The organism is Niveispirillum sp. FG148, from assembly GCF_057809655.1.
In genome coordinates this window covers 33,062-51,443 of record NZ_JBMDKJ010000028.1, presented here as the reverse complement: position 1 = coordinate 51,443, position 18,382 = coordinate 33,062, and the positions used below count along the sequence as shown (strand labels likewise).

At 63.8% G+C, this 18,382-nt stretch carries 14 protein-coding genes; 9 read left to right on the top strand and 5 right to left on the bottom strand.

The genetic code is table 11. The features are described 5' to 3' along the window. Position 1 precedes the first annotated feature (1 nt). Complete coding sequence (locus ACODTW_RS22485; protein ID WP_488948337.1) at positions 2 to 775, top strand: cyclase family protein; 774 nt, start codon at positions 2 to 4, stop codon at positions 773 to 775. On the opposite strand, the gene ACODTW_RS22480 is transcribed toward ACODTW_RS22485, so the two are convergent. After that, positions 766 to 1,683 carry an NAD-dependent epimerase/dehydratase family protein gene (locus tag ACODTW_RS22480; RefSeq protein WP_488948335.1) on the bottom strand — a complete coding sequence of 306 codons (918 nt, stop codon included), beginning with the start codon at positions 1,681 to 1,683 and terminating at the stop codon, positions 766 to 768. The two genes, ACODTW_RS22485 and ACODTW_RS22480, sit on opposite strands and share 10 nt — an antisense overlap. 110 nt (positions 1,684 to 1,793) lie before the next feature. Between ACODTW_RS22480 and ACODTW_RS22475 the strand changes: the two genes are divergently transcribed. The 8 genes from ACODTW_RS22475 (at position 1,794) to ACODTW_RS22440 (ending at position 13,100) form a co-directional block, all read left to right on the top strand. Next, positions 1,794 to 2,708 (top strand): LysR family transcriptional regulator, encoded by a 915-nt coding sequence (locus tag ACODTW_RS22475; RefSeq protein WP_488948334.1) that lies wholly within the window; start codon positions 1,794 to 1,796, stop codon positions 2,706 to 2,708. Positions 2,709 to 3,014: 306 nt separating this feature from the next. Next, on the top strand, positions 3,015 to 5,258 hold the full coding sequence (locus tag ACODTW_RS22470; protein ID WP_488948333.1) for a TonB-dependent receptor: 2,244 nt from the start codon (positions 3,015 to 3,017) through the stop codon (positions 5,256 to 5,258). A 12-nt stretch (positions 5,259 to 5,270) separates the two neighbouring features. After that, complete coding sequence (locus ACODTW_RS22465; protein ID WP_488948331.1) at positions 5,271 to 6,440, top strand: MFS transporter; 1,170 nt, start codon at positions 5,271 to 5,273, stop codon at positions 6,438 to 6,440. Further along, positions 6,437 to 6,919 (top strand): cupin domain-containing protein, encoded by a 483-nt coding sequence (locus tag ACODTW_RS22460; protein ID WP_488948329.1) that lies wholly within the window; start codon positions 6,437 to 6,439, stop codon positions 6,917 to 6,919. Before ACODTW_RS22465 ends, ACODTW_RS22460 begins: the two co-directional genes overlap by 4 nt. Before the next feature lie 174 nt (positions 6,920 to 7,093). After that, entirely contained in the window at positions 7,094 to 7,579 is a 486-nt protein-coding gene (locus ACODTW_RS22455) for an RNA polymerase sigma factor (protein ID WP_488948328.1), read from the top strand. Beyond that, positions 7,576 to 8,547: a FecR family protein gene (locus tag ACODTW_RS22450; RefSeq protein WP_488948326.1), complete on the top strand. Its 972-nt coding sequence runs from the start codon at positions 7,576 to 7,578 to the stop codon at positions 8,545 to 8,547. Before ACODTW_RS22455 ends, ACODTW_RS22450 begins: the two co-directional genes overlap by 4 nt. A 125-nt stretch (positions 8,548 to 8,672) precedes the next feature. Continuing rightward, complete coding sequence (locus ACODTW_RS22445; RefSeq protein ID WP_488948325.1) at positions 8,673 to 11,594, top strand: TonB-dependent receptor; 2,922 nt, start codon at positions 8,673 to 8,675, stop codon at positions 11,592 to 11,594. Between the two features lie 72 nt (positions 11,595 to 11,666). Continuing rightward, positions 11,667 to 13,100, top strand: a complete 1,434-nt coding sequence (locus ACODTW_RS22440) for an alkaline phosphatase PhoX (protein ID WP_488948324.1) — start codon at positions 11,667 to 11,669, stop codon at positions 13,098 to 13,100. A gap of 49 nt (positions 13,101 to 13,149) precedes the next feature. Here the strand turns inward: ACODTW_RS22440 and ACODTW_RS22435 are convergent, their stop codons facing one another. The 4 genes from ACODTW_RS22435 to ACODTW_RS22420 form a co-directional block, all read right to left on the bottom strand. Then, positions 13,150 to 16,233 carry an efflux RND transporter permease subunit gene (locus tag ACODTW_RS22435; protein WP_488948323.1) on the bottom strand — a complete coding sequence of 1,028 codons (3,084 nt, stop codon included), beginning with the start codon at positions 16,231 to 16,233 and terminating at the stop codon, positions 13,150 to 13,152. Continuing rightward, positions 16,230 to 17,306 carry an efflux RND transporter periplasmic adaptor subunit gene (locus ACODTW_RS22430; RefSeq protein WP_488948322.1) on the bottom strand — a complete coding sequence of 359 codons (1,077 nt, stop codon included), beginning with the start codon at positions 17,304 to 17,306 and terminating at the stop codon, positions 16,230 to 16,232. Before ACODTW_RS22430 ends, ACODTW_RS22435 begins: the two co-directional genes overlap by 4 nt. Before the next feature lies 1 nt (position 17,307). After that, on the bottom strand, positions 17,308 to 17,925 hold the full coding sequence (locus ACODTW_RS22425) for a TetR/AcrR family transcriptional regulator (protein ID WP_488948321.1): 618 nt from the start codon (positions 17,923 to 17,925) through the stop codon (positions 17,308 to 17,310). A 97-nt stretch (positions 17,926 to 18,022) separates the two neighbouring features. Then, positions 18,023 to 18,367 (bottom strand): putative quinol monooxygenase, encoded by a 345-nt coding sequence (locus ACODTW_RS22420; protein WP_488948320.1) that lies wholly within the window; start codon positions 18,365 to 18,367, stop codon positions 18,023 to 18,025. Positions 18,368 to 18,382: the final 15 nt, after the last annotated feature.

Sequence of the window (18,382 nt, the reverse complement as noted above, 5' to 3'; positions counted from 1 at the left end):
CATGCCTTGCATCATTGATCTGTCGGTGCATCTGGAAAATGACGTGCCCGCCGATCCGCCCTTCATGCGGCCCAGGATCCGCTATGCCAGCCATGCCGAGGGGGCGGCCGAATATTGCCAGATGTTCCCCGGCCTGAAGGCGGAGCAACTGCCCGATGGCGAAGGTCCGGCGGCGGAATGGGTGGAAATCTCCACCCATAACGGCACCCACATGGATGCTCCCTGGCATTACCATTCCACGATGGATGGCGGCAGACGCGCGATCACCATCGATGAAGTGCCGCTGGACTGGTGTTTCCGGCCCGGCGTGAAGCTGGATTTCCGGCACCTGCCCGACGGGCATGTCGTCACGGCCGCGGAGGTGGAGGCCGAACTGACCCGCATCGGCCATGTGCTGCAACCACTGGACATCGTGCTGGTCAACACCGCTGCCGCTGCCGCGTATGGCGCGCCGCAATTCCTGGCCAAGGGCTGCGGCATGGGACGGGAGGCGACCTTGTATCTGGTCGAACGCGGCGTGCGGGTCACCGGCATTGATGGCTGGAGCTGGGATGCGCCGTTTCCCTTTACCGCTGCAAAATTCAAGGAAACGGGCGACGCCTCCCTGATCTGGGAGGGGCATTATGTCGGCAAGGATGTCGGCTATTGCCATATGGAGAAGCTGACTAACCTGGAGGCACTGCCGGCCACCGGCTTCACGGTCGCCTGCTTCCCCGTCAAGGTTCGCGCGGCCTCCGCCGGCTGGACCCGCGCCGTCGCCATCCTTCAGGACTGAACCAGGGACCGGTCGATCAGTCGGTCCACATTGCCATCATCCCGGAACCCTGCCGCCAACGCGGCATCGGCGTGATGCGGTGGTTGCCGCCCGAACCGCGCTTCGACGGTTGGATCGGGCTGGTAAGTCACATCGACCGGTCCAAAGCGGCGCGTAAGGGCGGCGACCAGCTCTCCAACAGTCAGGCGCAGAACGGGGGGCAGCCAGATCTGCCCCTGTCCCGGCAGGTGTGCGGCATGCAGCAGCGCATCTACGGCAGACGCCACTGACATCCACCAGCAAACGGCATCCGGCCCGACGGGCAGGGTGACGGGCCGGCGTTCAATGCCAGCCCACATCACCTCACTCATGAAGGCTGAGATCAGGCCGGACGGGGCAGGTGGGCGGGCCACGATGCCGGGCAGGCGCAGGCTGCACCCATCGATGAAGCCACGCCGGCTATAGTCTGCAACCATCACCTCCGCCGCCAGCTTCTGTGCCCCATAGGAAAGGGTGGGGCGGGGAAGGGTGGCGTCATCCACCATGTCGGGTAGTGGATCGCCATAGACAGCGACACTGCTGGCGAAGACGAATGTCGCCGGCCGGGTCTGCCGCCGCAACGCGTTCAGCAGGCCCAGCGTGCCCAGCAGATTGACCTCCATGCCCAGATCGAATTCCCGCTCCGCCAGCCCGCCGGGCACGGAGGCCAAGTGGAAGACATGGTCGGCGCTCGCGTCCAGGGCGTCGGTCCAGACATGATCGTCAGCGATGTTGCCAGCGATGAGACGCAGGCGCGGATCTTCGGCAGCCCCGGCAAACCCATGATCCACCAGGGTCAGACGATCGAACGCCTGACTTCTGTCGGACAGCAGGCGGCGGACAAGGGCACGGCCGACAAAGCCGTCGGCACCGGTGACCAGGATATGCATGGTGGGTTCCTTTCGGGAGCAACGGCACCTTAAGGGCTCGACGGCCATCACCGAAGTCGTATTTAGTGAAATGAACTATCGGCATGACCGATGGATTGGGAGGATGAACAATGCGGTTCCAGAAACTGGACCTGAACCTGCTGGTGGTGCTGGATGTGCTGCTGGAGGAACGCAGCGTGTCGCGGGCGGCCAACCGCCTCAATCTCAGCCAGTCTGCCGTCAGCGGAAATCTGGCCCGGCTGCGTGAATTCTTCGACGATGACATCCTGGCCCAGATCGGCCGGTCAATGGTGCCGACGCCGCTGGCGGACAGCCTGGCCGCGCCGGTGCGCGACATCCTGATGCAGATACAGTCCACAATCGAGACCAAGCCCAGCTTCGATCCTGCCAGCGCCACGCGAACCATCCGCATGCATGCGTCCGATTATGTGACGGAGGTGCTGTTGGCCCGCGTGATCCGCGAGGCGCGGCTGCTGGCGCCCGGCATCAAGGTGGAAATCGATGGGATGGATGATCTGGTCCTGGACCGGCTGTCGCGGGGGCAGGTGGATTTTCTGATCACGCCCGACAATTTCACCCATCCCGACCATCCCAAGGAGATGCTGTTCACCGACACTCATGTCGTGGTGACCTGGAAGGACAATACCAAGCTGGGCGATACGATCAGCTTCGACCAGTATATGCAGATGGGCCATGTGCTGGTGCGGTTCGGCATGAAGCGGGCGCCCAGCTTCGACCAATGGTTCCTGGATCGCTTCGGCTATTCGCGTAATGCCGAGCTGTTCGTGGCCGATTTCACCACCGTGCCCAACATGCTGATCGGCACCGATCTGGTGGCCACCATGCATGAGCGTCTGGCGCGGCTATACGTCCAGCGTCTGCCACTGCGTATTCTGCCGCTGCCCATCGAATTTCCGGTGTTGACGGAGATGGTGCAGTGGCATCGACACTTTCAGCGTGATCCGGCTCTGGTCTGGTTTCGCGGTCTGTTGCGCCGCTGTGCGGTCGAGCAGGATGCTGGCTGAACCATTGGGCGGGGCGATAGGTCGGATCAGAAATTACGATTTCGCCGATGTATTCGCCACTGATATGGTTCCCTTACCGAAAAACATCAGACCGGCCTGAAGGCCGGCGGTTGGGGGAGGGGCCGCGAACGCGGCCGTTGGCGGGCAGTTCTCCGCCTTCATGACCGGGTTTCACGCAGGCCGCCTGCACAGGCGGCATCGCTCCCCATCCGCCTGCCTTCCGGCCAGATCCCTAATCCGGCGCTACGTCCGGAAACGCTCCCGCCTTGTCCGGTGGCGGGCGATGAACCTTGGAGGAAGCCAAAAATGCGTGCCACCCTGCTGTTGTCCACGGCATTCCTGACGGCCATGGCGGCTGTGCCCGCAGGGGCGCAGTCAACCGATGTTGGCGCGTTGGAGGAGATTGTCGTCACCGCCCAGCGCCGGTCGGAGAATTTGCAGAAGGTCGCCGTTGCCGTCTCCGCCGTCACCCCCGATGATCTGGTCAATGCCGGGGTCACCGACACGGCGGGCCTGACCAAGCTGGTACCGGCCCTGGTGGTGCAGCCCGGCGGCGGGTCGAACACCGGCTTCTATCTGCGGGGCGTGGGCACCCTGGGCCCCAACTCCTTCTCGGAGAATGCCATCGCCTTCAATTATGGCGGCGTCTATATCGGCCGGCCTACGGCGCCGGTGGGCACCTTCTTCGATCTGGCGCGGGTGGAGGTGCTGAAGGGCCCGCAAGGTACGCTATACGGACGTAACGCCACGGGCGGTGCCGTGAACGTCATTCCCAACCGCCCGGATACTGGCGGTACCGCCGGGGAAGCCGGTCTTGAGATCGGCAATTACAATCTGCGCAAGGCCACGGGCATGATCAATGCGCCGGTCGGGGAGACGGCCGCTCTGCGCGTGGCCGGGCAGGTGGTGGACCGCGATGGATATCTGTCCGATGGCTACGATGATGAGGTGGGCCAGGCCGCCCGCGCCTCCTTGCTGTGGGAGCCGGACGACAAGCTGAGCCTGCTTCTGTCGGGTGATTATTTCCATCAGGGGGGCAAGGGTGTGGGCGGCGTGCTGGTTCCCGGCAGCCTGACCCCGACGGCGCCGGCTGTGGGCGACCGGATCGGCGGATCGGAAGCAGCCAGCATCAGCGAATTGCGCCTGCGCTTTCCGGGGCTGATCAATTCCGGGCTGGTGGTTCCGCCCAAGAATGATGGCTACAACGACAGTACCTTCTGGGGCGTGGCGGCGACGCTGGATTATCAGTTCGATGCCGGCACCCTGACCGTCCTGCCCGCCTATCGCGACAGCCGCCCCGACTTCGTCTTCTACAGCGTCGGCTTCCAGGGCAAGGTGCAGGAAGTGTCCAAACAGAGCTCGGTGGAGGCACGGTTTGCCTCTGCCGAGGACAGCGCCTTCCGTTATGTCGTCGGTGGTTTCTGGTTCCGGGACAAGGTCAACGCGCTGAACAGCTTCTTCCAGGGCGGGCTGTCCACCACCACCTTCATGCCGGAACAGGAAACGGTCAGCAAGGCGGTGTTCGGCCAAGGGACCTATGATGTGGCCGATGGACTGCGGCTGGTGGCCGGTGTTCGCTACACGCATGAAAACAAGCAGCAGGAAACACCTGTCCGCCAGAGCAGTGTCAGCAACCCCAACCCGCCCTTCATCACCGCCACGGGGGATGAGAATTTCAACAGCGTCACCTGGAAAGGCGGGATCGAATTCGACGTGGGCCCGCAATCGCTGCTCTACGCCAATGTCGCGACGGGGTTCAAAGCAGGTGGCTTCTACCCTGCCGTGGGCAAGAACAGTTTCGATCCGGAGAAGCTGACGGCCTACACACTGGGGTCCAAGAACCGCTTCCTGGATAACCGTCTGCAATTGAATGCCGAGGCGTTCTGGTGGGACTACAAAGACCAGCAGATCGGCTATATCGGCCCCGTTGAGGTCAGTCCCGGTGTTTTTGGTCAGGCGTCCGTGACGGCCAATGTCGGTCAGGCCCGCATGTATGGCATGGAAGTGGAAGCCCAGTTCCTGGCCACCCGAAATGACGAGATCGGCATCAATCTTCAATATATGGACAGCAAGTATAAAAGCTTCGTCTATACCGCCATTTCAGCTGGCGGCACGCCCCTGCCCAGCGGTTGTGCGGTGACGCCGGACAATTCCCTGCCGGTGGCAGCACCGGCCCGGCTGTTTACGGTCGACTGCTCTGGCAAGCCGGCAGTGAATGCGCCGAAATGGTCCCTGAACCTGAGCTACAGCCACACGTTCGAACTTTCGGCCGATCATGACCTGGTCCTGGGCGTCCGCAGCCGCGTTGAAAGCGGACGGTTCCTGTCGATCGATTACCGTCCCGAACAGCATCAGGGCGGCTACATGACGTCGGATGCCTGGCTGACGCTGGAGGCGCCGGCGCAGGGCTGGTCCGTCACGGGCTATGTGAACAATCTGACGGACAAGGATGTCTATTCCACCTCCGTCACCCGGCCCATCCTGAACGTTGTCTATAACGGCCTGCGCCCGCCCCGCACCTACGGGCTGCGCGGTTCGGTCCGATTCTGATCGGGGGAAGTGATGGAACAGAGGGTGAAAGCGGGCTATGCCCAGGGTTTGGCGCTGCTGCTGCCGGCCACGTCCGCGGTGATGGGTATTCTGCTGCTGGTGCCGGTGGCACCGCAAATGTCGCAGACCTTTGCGGATGTGCCGGGGGTGGCCTATCTGGTACCGGTGTTGCTGACCCTGCCGGGACTGTGCATCGCCCTGTTCTCTCCCGTGGCCGGGCTGCTGGGTGATCGGTTGGGCCGGCGACGACTGCTGATCGGATCCATGCTGTTCTATGGTCTGGCGGGCATGGCACCGATGCTGCTGTCCGATCTCCACCAGATCCTGGCCAGCCGCGTGCTGGTTGGGATCTGCGAGGCGCTGATCATGACGCTGAGCACGACGCTGATCGGGGATATGTTCACAGGGCGGGCGCGCGAACGCTGGCTGTCGTCCCAGACGGCGGTGGCATCTGTCTCCGCCCTGCTGTTCCTGGCGCTGGGCGGTCTGCTGGGGCGGCAGGGCTGGCAGGCACCGTTCCTGATCTACGGCTTGGCCTGGCCCATGGCGCTGGCTGTCTTCCTGCTGGTGCAGGAGCCGGCGCGCGTGGAACGGCAGGTGCCGGGCTGGTCGGCACTGCCGGGGCGGCATGTCATGACGACCTCAGTCTTTACCATCCTGGCGGCGATCCTGTTCTACACGATCCAGATCAATGTCAGCACGGTCCTGCCCGGCTTTGGTGTGACCGATCCTGGCCGCATCGGCCTTTTCTCCGCGCTTGCCAGTATTGGTACCCCCTTGGGCAGCCTGATCTTCTGGGCGCTGGCCAAGCGGGATGTGCGTCTGCTGCTGGGGATGGAATTCGCGCTGATGGCGGTGGCGTTCCTGGCCATGGCCCGCTCGACTGATGCGTACTGGTTCATCGCGGCCGCCTTCGTGGGCCAGATGGCGGCGGGCCTGCTGCTGCCCACGCTGCTGACCTGGGCCATGTCGGCCCTGGCGTTCCAGGTACGGGGCAGGGGCATGGGGCTCTGGCAGTCCAGCTTCGCCATCGGACAGTTCCTTTCCGCCCTGGTGGTGCCGGCATTGGCAGCAGCGACGGGCGGAACCATCGACGCCTTTCCCATCATTGCGGCCTGTGCCCTGCTGGTGGGGTTGCTGCCCCTTTTTCTGCTGCTTCGATCGCGTTGGAGCCTCGCATGACGTCTCCCTTCCGCCGCATCGTCACCGGCCATGACGATCAGGGCCAGTCCGTCATCCGCGCCATCGACACATTGACGCCCCGCCTGATTGACAGCGGCGATGCCGCTTTCCAACTGGTCTGGGCCACGCCTACGGTGCCGGTGGACCTGAATGACGGGACGGATGGCATGCTGCCGGCGGGCAAGACCCTGCATGGCGGATCGGTGATCCGGATCGTCGACATGCTGCCGGGTCGGGCCTCTCCGCTGCACCGGTCATGGTCGATTGATTACGGCATCGTCCTGTCGGGCGATCTGGAACTGGAACTGGATGACAGGTCGGTGACGGCCCTGTCGGCGGGTGACATCGTGGTGCAGCGGGCCACCAACCATCTCTGGCGCAACCCGTCACCCGATCAGGTCTGTCGCATCGTCTTCATCCTGATCGAAGCGAAACCGGTAATGGCGGGCGGGCGGGTGCTGCCGGAGATTCATCCGTGATGGCCATCGGATGGTGCTTGCGCGGCGCTGGGATTGTGACCTGTTGATCACGGTGGAGATCATAGGCCCTATCGACACCTGTATCCGGCCATGGCCGACGCCCCTGTCACTGCGCTGCAACAATTCTGCTGTAACAGCCACGGGTGATGCATGTGACCGGACGGGCTTGCCACGATGGAATGGGCGGAACAGTTGCCGAAGCGCGAGGCGCTGTATGGGTTCATCTTTCGTCGGGTGCGTGACCCGTTCGTGGCGGAAGATATTGTCCAGGAGACCCTGGCACGCCTCATCGCCTATATGCAGTCGAACAAGGTTGCCGACAGCCTTGCCTTCAGTCTGCGCATTGCCGCCAACCTGATCACCGATCACCACCGCATGCGCGGCGTTGACCGGGCAGAGGTTCTGGAACCGGAGATGGCGTGTCACCGCCCCAGTGCGGAGCAGTCGGTCATGGCCCGGCAGCGCGTCGATGCCTTTGCCCGCGCCCTGGAGAATATGCCGCCCCTGCGGCGTGAAGTGTTTATCCGTCGCCGCCTGAAGGGGCAGAGCCACCGCGAAATTGCGGAGGCGCTGGGCCTCAGCCCCGCCGCTGTCGAGAAACATGTGGTGCGGGCGCTGGAATGGCTGAATGGCGAAATGGAGCGGGAGGGCGCGCGATGAGCAGCGACCCTTCAATTATCCCCGCCAACCGTGACGAAGCCAGGGGCGGCGCCTACTGGGCCCTGCGTCAGGTGGAGGGGCCCGCCCTTTCGCCGGTGGAACAGGCGGAAATGGCGGCTTGGCTGGCGGCCGATCCAGTCCACCAGCAGGAATTGCGCGCCATGCGGGATATCCTGATGGACGATGCGTTGACGGTCGCCATGACCCGTTTCGCCACACCCGATCCGGCCGTGGCGCAGCCGTCACGACGCGCCTGGATCCGGGGTGGCATCGCCGCCGCGCTCACCCTCACCGTCGGGACGCCGCTGCTGCTGGCCCGCTGGCGGGAAGAGGGGACGGCGTCGCTGGCACGGGTGAGCGTGCCGGTGGGAACAGTAAGGACCATCTCCCTGGCCGATGGCAGCCAGTTGACCGTGAATGGCCGCACCGACCTGCTGACATCCACCGACACGATGGCACGTCGGGTCACGCTGACGCGGGGAGAGGCCTTCTTCGACGTGGCCGATGCGAGAGGAGGGGCGCCGTTCGACATTGATTGTGGCGCCGTCCGCATCCAGACCCAGGCAGGTGCCTTGAACCTGGACGTGGCGGAGGGGCTGACGGAGATTTCCGTTTACGAAGGGGCCGCCCTTGTCACCGTGGGTGATCGGGCTTTCCGCCTGCGCAAGGGCGACCGTGCGGGCGTTGAAGGTGCTCGCCTCAACCCGCCGGCTCCCTTTGATCCCCAGGCCGGCGATTTCCGGACGGGCTGGCTGGTGACCCAGGGATTGTCGCTGTCACAACTGACGGAGCGGCTGAACCGGACCGCCCCCGTCCCGGTCCGTATCGCCGATCCGGCCATCGGCAGCCGCCGCGTTGCGGGCCGGTTCAAACTGACAGAGCCGGACCGGCTGTTAGCCTCTCTGGGCAAGCTGCATGGTTTTACGGTGCGGCGACGCGATGGGGCGGTGGAACTGGTGACGGCCTGATCTGCTGTCATGTAAGTGCCTTTAAACATTCACCAAACTGTCCTGTCCGGTTTTGGTCTCCAAGCCCGTCTTCCCACAGATCCCGCGCCGTACGACGGCGCCTGCGTTCCTTTGGGGGAAGAGACGTGAAGACCATTCGAATTGCCCTGCTGGCCGGTGTGTCCTTGGCCACCCTGTCGCCCGCACTGTCCGCTGCAATGGCGCAGCAACCGGCGAAGGTCGCCACCAGCCTGTCCATCCCGGCCGGTGATCTGGCCGGTGCATTGGACCAGTTTTCGCGCCAGACAGGCATGCAGATCATGGCCGATCCCGCGCTGTTGTCGGGCAAACGCACCCAGGGCGTGACGGGTGCCGTTGCGGTGCAGGCCGGCCTGCGGCAGCTTCTCGCCGGCACGGGTCTGGATTTCCAGTTGGATGGGGAGACGGTGCTGCTGCTGCGGCAGACCGTGGGCACGATTCCCGCCGCCGCTGCCTTGCCGGCCTCCGCCCAGACCGTCGCCACGTCGGCACCGGTGCTGGAAGAGGTGATCGTCACCGGCTTCAAGGGTTCCATCACCCGCGCGTTGGACATTAAGCGCGATGCCGACAGCATCGTGGACGCCATCTCGGCCGAGGATATCGGCAAGTTCCCCAGTCAGAACATCGCGGAGGCGCTGCAGCGTGTGCCCGGTATCTCCATCGTACGCGACCGGGGCGAGGGGCTGTTTGTGCGCGTGCGCGGCCTGGGGGCGAATTTCCAGACGACGACGCTGAATGGACGCAGTGCTGCGGTGAATGAGAATGTGCGCGACAGCGGACAGAGCGGCCGGCAATTCCGTTTCGACACCCTGCCGTCGGAGTTGGTGTCCCGCGTCGACGTGATCAAAAGCCCGACAGCCGCCCTGGATGAAGGCGCCATCGGCGGCATTGTCGATGTCCGCACCTTCCGTCCCCTGGACCTGAAGGATACCGAGCACGCCTTTTCCGCCACCCTCTCCTACCCGGAACTGGCGGACAAGGTGGATACGCGCTTTTCCGGCCTGACCAGTTGGCGCAATGAAGAGCGGACCTTCGGGGTGCTGCTGGCCGCCGTCTATGATCAGCGCTCCATGCGCCAGGATCGGGCCATGAATGGCGGCTGGTCCTATCTGCTGGCGGGTATCGACACCAATGGCGACAAGGTGGCTGACAGCGGCCCCATCTACCGTTCCGCCAGCACGCGCCCGACGCTGGAGCAGGAGGAACGCGAACGTATCGGCCTGTCCGGGGCGGTTCAGTGGTTTCCCACCCCGGACGTCGACATCAACCTGGACGTCGCCTACACCGATCTCGACATCAAATATGATGAGCTGACCTATTCGGCCGATTTCGACTGGGCCAAGCTGGTGCCAGGCACGGCCGTGGTTCGCGATGGCGTGCTGGTGGCCGGCACGGTCGGCGCATCCAGCCAGATCGGCCGCGAACAGTCCGAACTGGCGCATGAAAACCTGCAAGCCGGGCTGAATGGCACCTTCCGCTTCGCGGATGGCTGGATGCTGAAGGGTGATGTCGCCTATTCCCGCGCCTACAGCGACACCCCGACCCCGATCCGTCGGTCCCGCGTGCTGGGGCCCGTCGGCAATGTCGCCTTTGAATATTTCAAGGCCGGTGACCAGGTACATAATCTGCGCTTCCTGACGGCCGATCTGACCAGCCCGGCCACCCTGCCGGGCCGCCGCCTGGAATGGCGCATGAATGACAGCCTGGACACCGAAAAGGCAGCCCAGATCGACCTGCAGAAAGAACTGGAATGGGGGCCGGTGTCGGCGGTGAAGGCTGGCGTGAAATACCGCGACCGGCTGCGCGACTATGACCGCCGCGATCTGACCATCACGCGTGACCGCAATGGCAAATCCATCACCGGCACCTTCTATGGTCCCGACTATTACGAGACCGATTTCCTGGTCGATGATTTCCTGGGTGAAACCGGTGCCATTCTGCCGCGTGAATGGGCCGTGCCCAGCGGCGACAAGTTCTTTGAGCTGATGGATTCGGCCCTGATCAACCAGCCGCTGGCCCGCGCCGACCTGCGCAATTCCTACCGCATCACGGAAAAGATCAAGTCGGGCTATGTCATGGCCGATCTGGACAGCGAGATCGCGGGCCTGCCGGTGCGCGGCAATGCCGGTGTCCGTGTAGCGGGCACCAATCAGGTTTCCGCCGGGCACGCGGATGATGGCAAGAAGGCGGAGCCGGTGCGGTTCGAGAAGGACTATACCGACATCCTCCCGTCCGCGAATGTCGCCATCGACCTGACGGACGATCTGGTCAGCCGCATCTCGGCCGCCAAGGTCATAACCCGCCCGTCTCTGGCCGACCTTGCCCCGCGCCTGACCCTGAATTCGTCGGACAAGATCTTCACGGCGGTCGGCGGCAACCCCAATCTGGAACCGTTCGAGGCGTGGCAGTATGACGCCACGCTGGAATGGTATTTCGCGCCCAGCAGCGCCCTGATCGGCGGCGTGTTCTACAAGGATATCAGCACCTTCATGACTACCCGCAAATCCACGCTGGTGGTGGACGGGGTGGATTATGAGCTGTCAGCCCGTGTCAATGGTGGCGACGCCAGCATCACCGGCGTCGAGATTGCCTATCAGCAGACCTTTGACATGCTGCCGGCACCGTTCGACGGGTTGGGCATGCTGGCCAACTATACCTTCACCGATACGGAGGCCACCTATTTCGATGGGACCAAGATCATCAAGGACGATCTGGAGAATGTGGCCCGCCATAGCTTCAACCTGACCGGCTTTTATGAAAAGGGGCCCATCGGCATCCGTCTGTCTTATAGCTGGCGCGGCGATGTCCTGGCCCAGGTGGGGACCAACGGGCTGGAAAATGCCAATGACAAGGCCTTCGGTTCGCTGGACGGCAACATCACCTGGCAGATCAACGACAATCTGACCCTGGTGGCCGAGGCGATGAATATCACCGATGAGGCGCAATGGCAGTTCGTCGCCGACGACCTGTTCTCGCGCTACGACTATTACGGGCGGACCTTCTCCCTGGGTATGCGCGCGAAATTCTGAGCCTCATGCCCTTGATCGGGTCCTTGTGACCGATCGCTCCTGCGCAACATTTCCTTGTGGAGCGTGATCACCATGCTGTCCCGCCGCCAATGGCTGAAGAATGCCACCGCTGCTTCCCTGGGCTTCGCCGGACTGGCCGCTTTCGCCGCGCGTGGCGGGGCAGCGTCTCCACGCCCTCTGCCTTTGAAAACGGACCCGGCGGGCCTGCTGGACCTGCCCACGGGTTTTTCCTACCGGATCATCTCCCGCACCGGCGAGATGATGACGGATGGGTTTCTGACGCCGGGCGCGCCAGACGGAATGGCAACCTTCGCCATCCCGGGGGACCCGGACCGCTGCCGGTTGGTCCGGAACCATGAACTGAACCCGACGGTCACCGACCGGGGCGCCTTCGGACCGGATCACGGGTTGGCGCGACGCCTTTCCCCCGGTTTGATCTATGATCATGCGCCGGATGGCCGCCCGCTGCTGGGCGGCACCACCAGTTTCACCTATAATCTGCGGACCGGCCGGATCGAACAATCCAACCTGTCGCTGGCCGGCACCACCCAGAACTGTGCCGGTGGAGCTACGCCCTGGGGGAGCTGGCTGACCTGCGAGGAGCGGGCCGACCAAGCCGGCAAACTGACTGGCAAGGATCATGGGTTTGTGTTCGAGGTGCCGGCCGCCGCCACTTCGCCCGTCACCCCTGTACCCATCAAGGCCATGGGCCGGTTCATGCACGAGGCGGCAGCCGTCGATCCCGCCACCGGTGTTGTTTACCTGACCCAGGATGAACCGCGCTGCCTGTTCTATCGCTACCTGCCCGAAGCCAAGGGGGCGTTGGTGAAGGGGGGGCGGTTGCAGGCCCTGGCGATCCGGGGGCACCGGACAGCCGACCTGCGCAACTGGCCTGTGGACAGCGAACCCGGCTGGGGCGCCGGCACGGTGAAACAGGGCCAGCGTATGGCCGTCGACTGGATCGACCTGGACCGGGTCGACGCACCCGATGGCGACCTGAACCTGCGCGGGGCTGCGAAGGGGGCCGCCCTGTTCAGCCGGGGGGAGGGCATCATCTTCGGTCGCGCCCCCGATGGCCGACCTGAAATCTACTTCACGACCACCGACGCCGGCGCCGCCCAGGTTGGGCAGGTCTGGCGCTACCACCCTTCCGCCAAGGAAGGACAGGCCGGTGAACGCGCCAGCCCCGGCGAGCTGGAGCTGTTCTATGAAAGCCCGGGCGAGCATGCAATGGAAGCGGGGGACAACCTGACGGTTGCCCCCTGGGGTGGCCTGATCCTTTGTGAGGATCGGCCGGTGGGTGATCGGCCGGTGCGCAATCACATGCAGATTTTGACCCGCCGCGGCGATCTGGTCCCGTTTGCCACCAACATGGACAAGGAGAATGGCGAGTTCACAGGCATCTGCTTTTCTCCCGATGCATCAACCCTGTTCGTGAATATCCAGCGACCGGGCCTTACCCTTGCCATCAACGGACCGTGGCAGAAGATCCCTGAAATCTTGTGAACGGGTGACTGGCTCTCCGGAGACCCGTCACCGCCCTGGAGCATTCAACCTACAGGGCCAGCTTTGTCCTGGATTTTTCCCATCCCAGCAGCAGCGACAGCAGGCAGGGCAGCAGGGTCAGCGTCAGGATGGTGGCTGCGGTCAGGCCGCCGATGATGGCATAGGCCATGGGCCCCCAGAACACCTGATGCGCAATCGGCACCATGCCCAGGATGGCCGCGCAGGCCGTCAGGACGATGGGGCGGGCACGGTGGCGGGCGGCGGCCGTGATCGCATCCGGGATCAGCATGCCACGGGCGATATTGCCATCCACTTCCTCGATCAGGATGACGGCATTACGGATGATCATGCCCGCCAGGGCGATGACGCCCAGTTGGGCCACAAATCCCATGGGCATGCCCGTCGGCAGCATGGCGGCAACAATCCCGATCAGCCCGAAGGGGGCCATGGCCAGCGCCAGCGCCAGACGGGAGAAACTGCGCAACTGCACCATCAGCAACGCCATCATGACCATGAGCATGACCGGCAGGGTGGCAATGATCGAGGCGTTGCCTTTCCCCGACTCCTCAATCGTGCCGCCCTCGGCAATGGCATATCCTTCCGGCAGCGTGTCGGACAGTGCCCGAATGGCAGTGGTGAGCTGGGCAGACACCGTCGCTGCCTGCACGCCGGGGGCGACATCCGACTGCACGGTGATGATCGGCGTACGCTGACGCCGCCAGATCACGGGCTGTTCCACCCCGAAGCGCAATTGGGCGATCTGGCGCAATGGCACCTGTTGCCCGCTGGCCCCGGCGATCTGCAGGTTAGCGATGGTGGCAAGGTCATTGCGTTCCGCAGCATCGGCGCGGGCCACCACCGCGACCAGGCGGTTGCCATCGCGGACGGCGGTAATGCTGGTGCCGGAGAAGACGGCGGAAAGGGTGCTGGCCACCTGTTGTGAGGAGAGACCGACGGCACGGGCCTGGGTCTGGTCAACCAGAATCTCGATCCGCTTCTGCGGCTCTCCAGCGGTCAGGTTGATATCGCGGGTAAAGGGATTGCTGGCCAGGACGTTAGAGAGTTTCTGGGCAATATCCTGAACTTTGGCGATGTCGGGGCCGGTGACGCGGTACTTCAACGGCCAACCTACGGGCGGGCCCAGTTCCAGCGGCGTGGCCCGCGAGATCAGATCGGGAAAATCCCTGACGAAGGCGGCTTCCAGACGGCTGCGCACCCGGTCGCGTTCTTCCAGACCCTTGGTTACCACCACCGTCTGGGCGATGTTGTCATTGGTCAGCAGCACATCCATCGGCAGATAGAAACGGATGGCGCCCGACCCGACATAGGTGGAGAAACGGTCCACCTCGGGGTCGTTCTTCAACAGCGTTTCCAGCTTCTCCGCCTCGCGCTGCGTTGCTTCCAGTGAGGCGTTCTGGGGCAGGGTGAGGCTGACCAGCAGCTCCGGTCGGTCGGATGGCGGAAAGAATTGCTGTTCCAGCTTCCCGGCCCCCAGCAGCGACAACATGAAAACACCGATGGCCAGCGCGATGGTTGCTCCACGCTGGCTCAGCGACCAGGCCAGCGCCTTGCCATAAGCGCGCATCATGCGCCCCTCCTGCATCCCGTGCTGATGGGCCATGGTGCGCGGCAGCACCCAGGTGCCGATCAGGGGGGAGAACAGCACCGCGACGATCCAGCTCGCCACCAGCGAAATCAGCACGACCATGAACAGGGAGAAGCAATATTCACCGGCGCTGGACGCGGCAAAGCCGACGGGAATGAACCCCGCGATCATCACCAGGGTGCCGGTCAGCATGGGAAAGGCCGTGCTTTCATAGGCGAAGGTGGCGGCACGCGGCAGCGCCCATCCGTCTTCCAGCCGGGATACCATGGCCTCCACCGTGATCATGGCGTCATCGACCAGAAGGCCAAGCGCGATGATCAGCGCGCCCAGCGAAATGCGCTGCAGCCCGATACCGGTCAGTTCCATACCGATGAAGGTCAGGGCCAGAACAATGGGAATGGACAAGGTGACCACCAGACCCGCCCGCGTGCCCAGGGACAGGAAGGACACGGCCAGTACGATGGCGATGGCTTCCACCAGCACCTTCACAAAGCCGTTGACCGCCTGCTTTACCACCACGGCCTGATCGGCGACCTGCGTCACCTCAATCCCATGCGGCAGTGTCTGGGCGATGTCGGTCATCCGGGCCTTGATGGACTGGCCAAAGGCCAGAAGGTTACCCGTCGGCGCCATGGAGATGGCCAGACCCAGGGCCGGCTGCCCATTCACCCGGAACAGGGGCGCGGGTGGATCGGCGGGGATGCGGGTAATGGTGGTGATGTCGGCCAGACGCACAAACCGGCCATTGGCGCGCAGGGTCACCTGCCGCAGCGTTTCCTCCGACGCGAAGGCGCCGCTGACGCGCAAGGCCACCTTTTCATCCGACAGACGCACGGTGCCGGCCGGTTCCACCGCGTTCTGTGCGGCCAGTGCCTGCATCACCATCTGTTCATCCAGCCCCAAAGCGGCCAGCCGCCGGGGGGAGAATTCGACAATGATCTGTTCTTCCTGCACCCCGATCAACTGAACCTTGCCGATATCGGGCGTGGTCAGCAGGCGGGCGCGGACAGTGTCCACCCGGTCGCGCAGTTCGCGCATGCTGAACCCGTCGGCGGTGAAGCCGTAGATGATGCCGAACGTGTCCCCGAATTCATCGTTGAAGAACGGACCCTGGACCCCCTGCGGCAGCGTGGGGGACACATCGGCCACCTTCTTGCGCACCTGATACCAGATGTCATCCACCTCGGCCGGGGGCGTGTCGTCACGCAGATTGACAAAGATCACCGCTTCACCGGCACGGCTATAGCTGTCCAGCCGGTCCAGGTGCGGTGTCTCCTCCAGCTTCTCTTCCAGCTTGTCGGTCAGAAGATTGGCGGTGTCGGTCGCTGACGCTCCCGGCCAATTGGCCTGGACCACCATGGTCTTGATGGTGAAGGGCGGGTCTTCGTTCCGACCCAGGTTCACATAGCTCCAGACGCCGCCCAGGATGGAAGCCAGCATCAGGAAGATCACCAGCGGCTGTTCCTTCAGCGCCCAGGCTGACAGGTTGAAGCCCGGTGGTAGGGGGGCCGACTGATGATGGCTCATTTGGCAGCCCCTTCCAGCAGGACCTTCTGACCCGGACGCAGCTTGGCCACGCCCGCCGTCACCACAGCGTCGCCCTTGTCCACCCCGGCAGCCAGATAGGCCGTTTCCGCGGTGTAGCGGGCCACGGTCACGGGCTTGCGGATCAGCGCACCCGTCTGTGCGTCGACAACATAAACGGCCGGTTGGTCCCCTTCATTGGTGATGGAAGAGGCGGGCAGCGCAATCAGCAGGCCGGCGGGCAGCACGACACGCCCCGTTACTGTCGCGCCGAAAGCCATTTCCTCCGGAGCGCCGGGCAGGCTGACCCGGACACGGAAGGTGCGCGTCACGGGATCGGCGGTCGGGCTCAGTTCACGCACGGTGCCGGTGACGCTGATGGCCGGATTGGCGGTCAGTGACACCTTGACACCCATGTCATGCGGTGCGCCCTGGACCAGCTTCTCCGCGACATTGAACACGGCTTCCCGCTCGCTGGTGGACGCGACTGTGGCCACCATCTGACCGGCGGCGACCACCTGACCGGCATTGGCGCCGATGCTGGTCACGATGCCGTCGCTTTCGGCGGTCAGTCTGGTATAGGTCAGCTTGTTGCGGGCATTGGCCAGGGTCGCCGATGCCGCCTCCCGGCGGGACCGGGCGCTTTGCCAGTTGGCGTCTGCCTCGTCCACGCGGGCCTTGGCCACGATATCCTTGGCGAACAGCGCCTGTTGCCGGTCCAGGGCGACTTTGGCCAAATCCTCCGCAGCAGCAGCGCTGCGCAGATCGGCGTCGGCTGCCCGCAATTCGTTCTGTACATCCCGGTCGTCCAGCGTGGCGATGGTTTGGCCTGCCTTCACCCGTGCGCCGACATCAATCAGACGGTTGGCAATGCGGCCATCGATGCGAAAGCCGTGCGCGGTTTCATACCGCGGCTGGATTTCCCCGGTCTGCACCATCTCTTCCCCGTCGGCGACAGGGTTGACGATGACAGTGCGGACAGGGCGTGGCTTTTCGACCGGCACTTCCTCCGGCGTGCAGGCGGCAAGCACGGCCATGACGATAAGACCGGAAAGGGCGGTTTGGCGGATACGCATGTCAAGTCTCCGACACGCTGGGGGTCAGGCCATGGATGGCATTGTCAACCGCAGCCAGCGCCAGTTTGTCGACATCGCCGAAATCCAATTCTATCACCGACACAGACAGGCTGATGACGCCATGCACGGCGCCCCACAGAATTTGTGTCGCCTGGTCCACGGGAAGCGGACGGAAGTAGCCGGCTTCGATGGCGTCGCAAACGCGATCGCGGATATGACGGTAGGCCAGGGTGATGTTGGTATCGTTCATCAGTTCCGGGAACTGGCCCAGGTCATTCTCCAGGAACAGCAGCCGGAACCGGTCGATATCCTCTCTGCAGAAGCGAATGTAATCCACCATCATCCGGCGGACGGCCAGATGATGGATAGGCTCTGCAGCGGAAGTGGCGGCAATCCGCTCGCTCAACGTCGACAGGGCATCTTCGAAATAGGCGAGCAGCACATGGCGCTTTGTCGGGAAATACCGGTAAAGCGCGCCCGCACTCATATCCACGCTGGTGGCAAGGCGCCGCATGGAGAAGGCGGCATAGCCCTCCCGTCCGATCAGTCGGGCGGTCTCGGCCAGCAGTCTGGCGCGCATTTCGATCACTTGCTGGTCAGTAAGGCTTGGTCTGGCCATGGGTGCTTCCTTTAACTGAACGCGTATATTATACGCGTTCAGTTAAATTTCCACGGCGTTTTCCGCATAGCCCCCTGTCGGCGCGTGATGCTTCTGATCAGGCTGTGAAGAAGTCGGCCCGCGCCTGCCCCTGGGGGTCGTAGACCGGCTCGATCAGGTCGACACGGTACTTGCGCGCCTCCGCCGCCGTCATGCCGGCCTTTTGCAACAAGGTGACCATGATGCTGTAGGCGGGGGCGGCGAAATGGGCACGCAGGGCCGTTTCGTCCCGCCATTCTTCGAAGACATTCACGCGGGCCGGATTCTTATGGTCCGCACCCCAGCTATATTCAACGCATCCATCCTCCGCCAGCGCCTCCTGGATCAAGGGATCGGCGTCGGTCAGGAACTGCGCGCGAAGGATCGGGTCCACATCCAATGTGGCCATGATGACGATGGGCATGGTTGTTATTCCTGC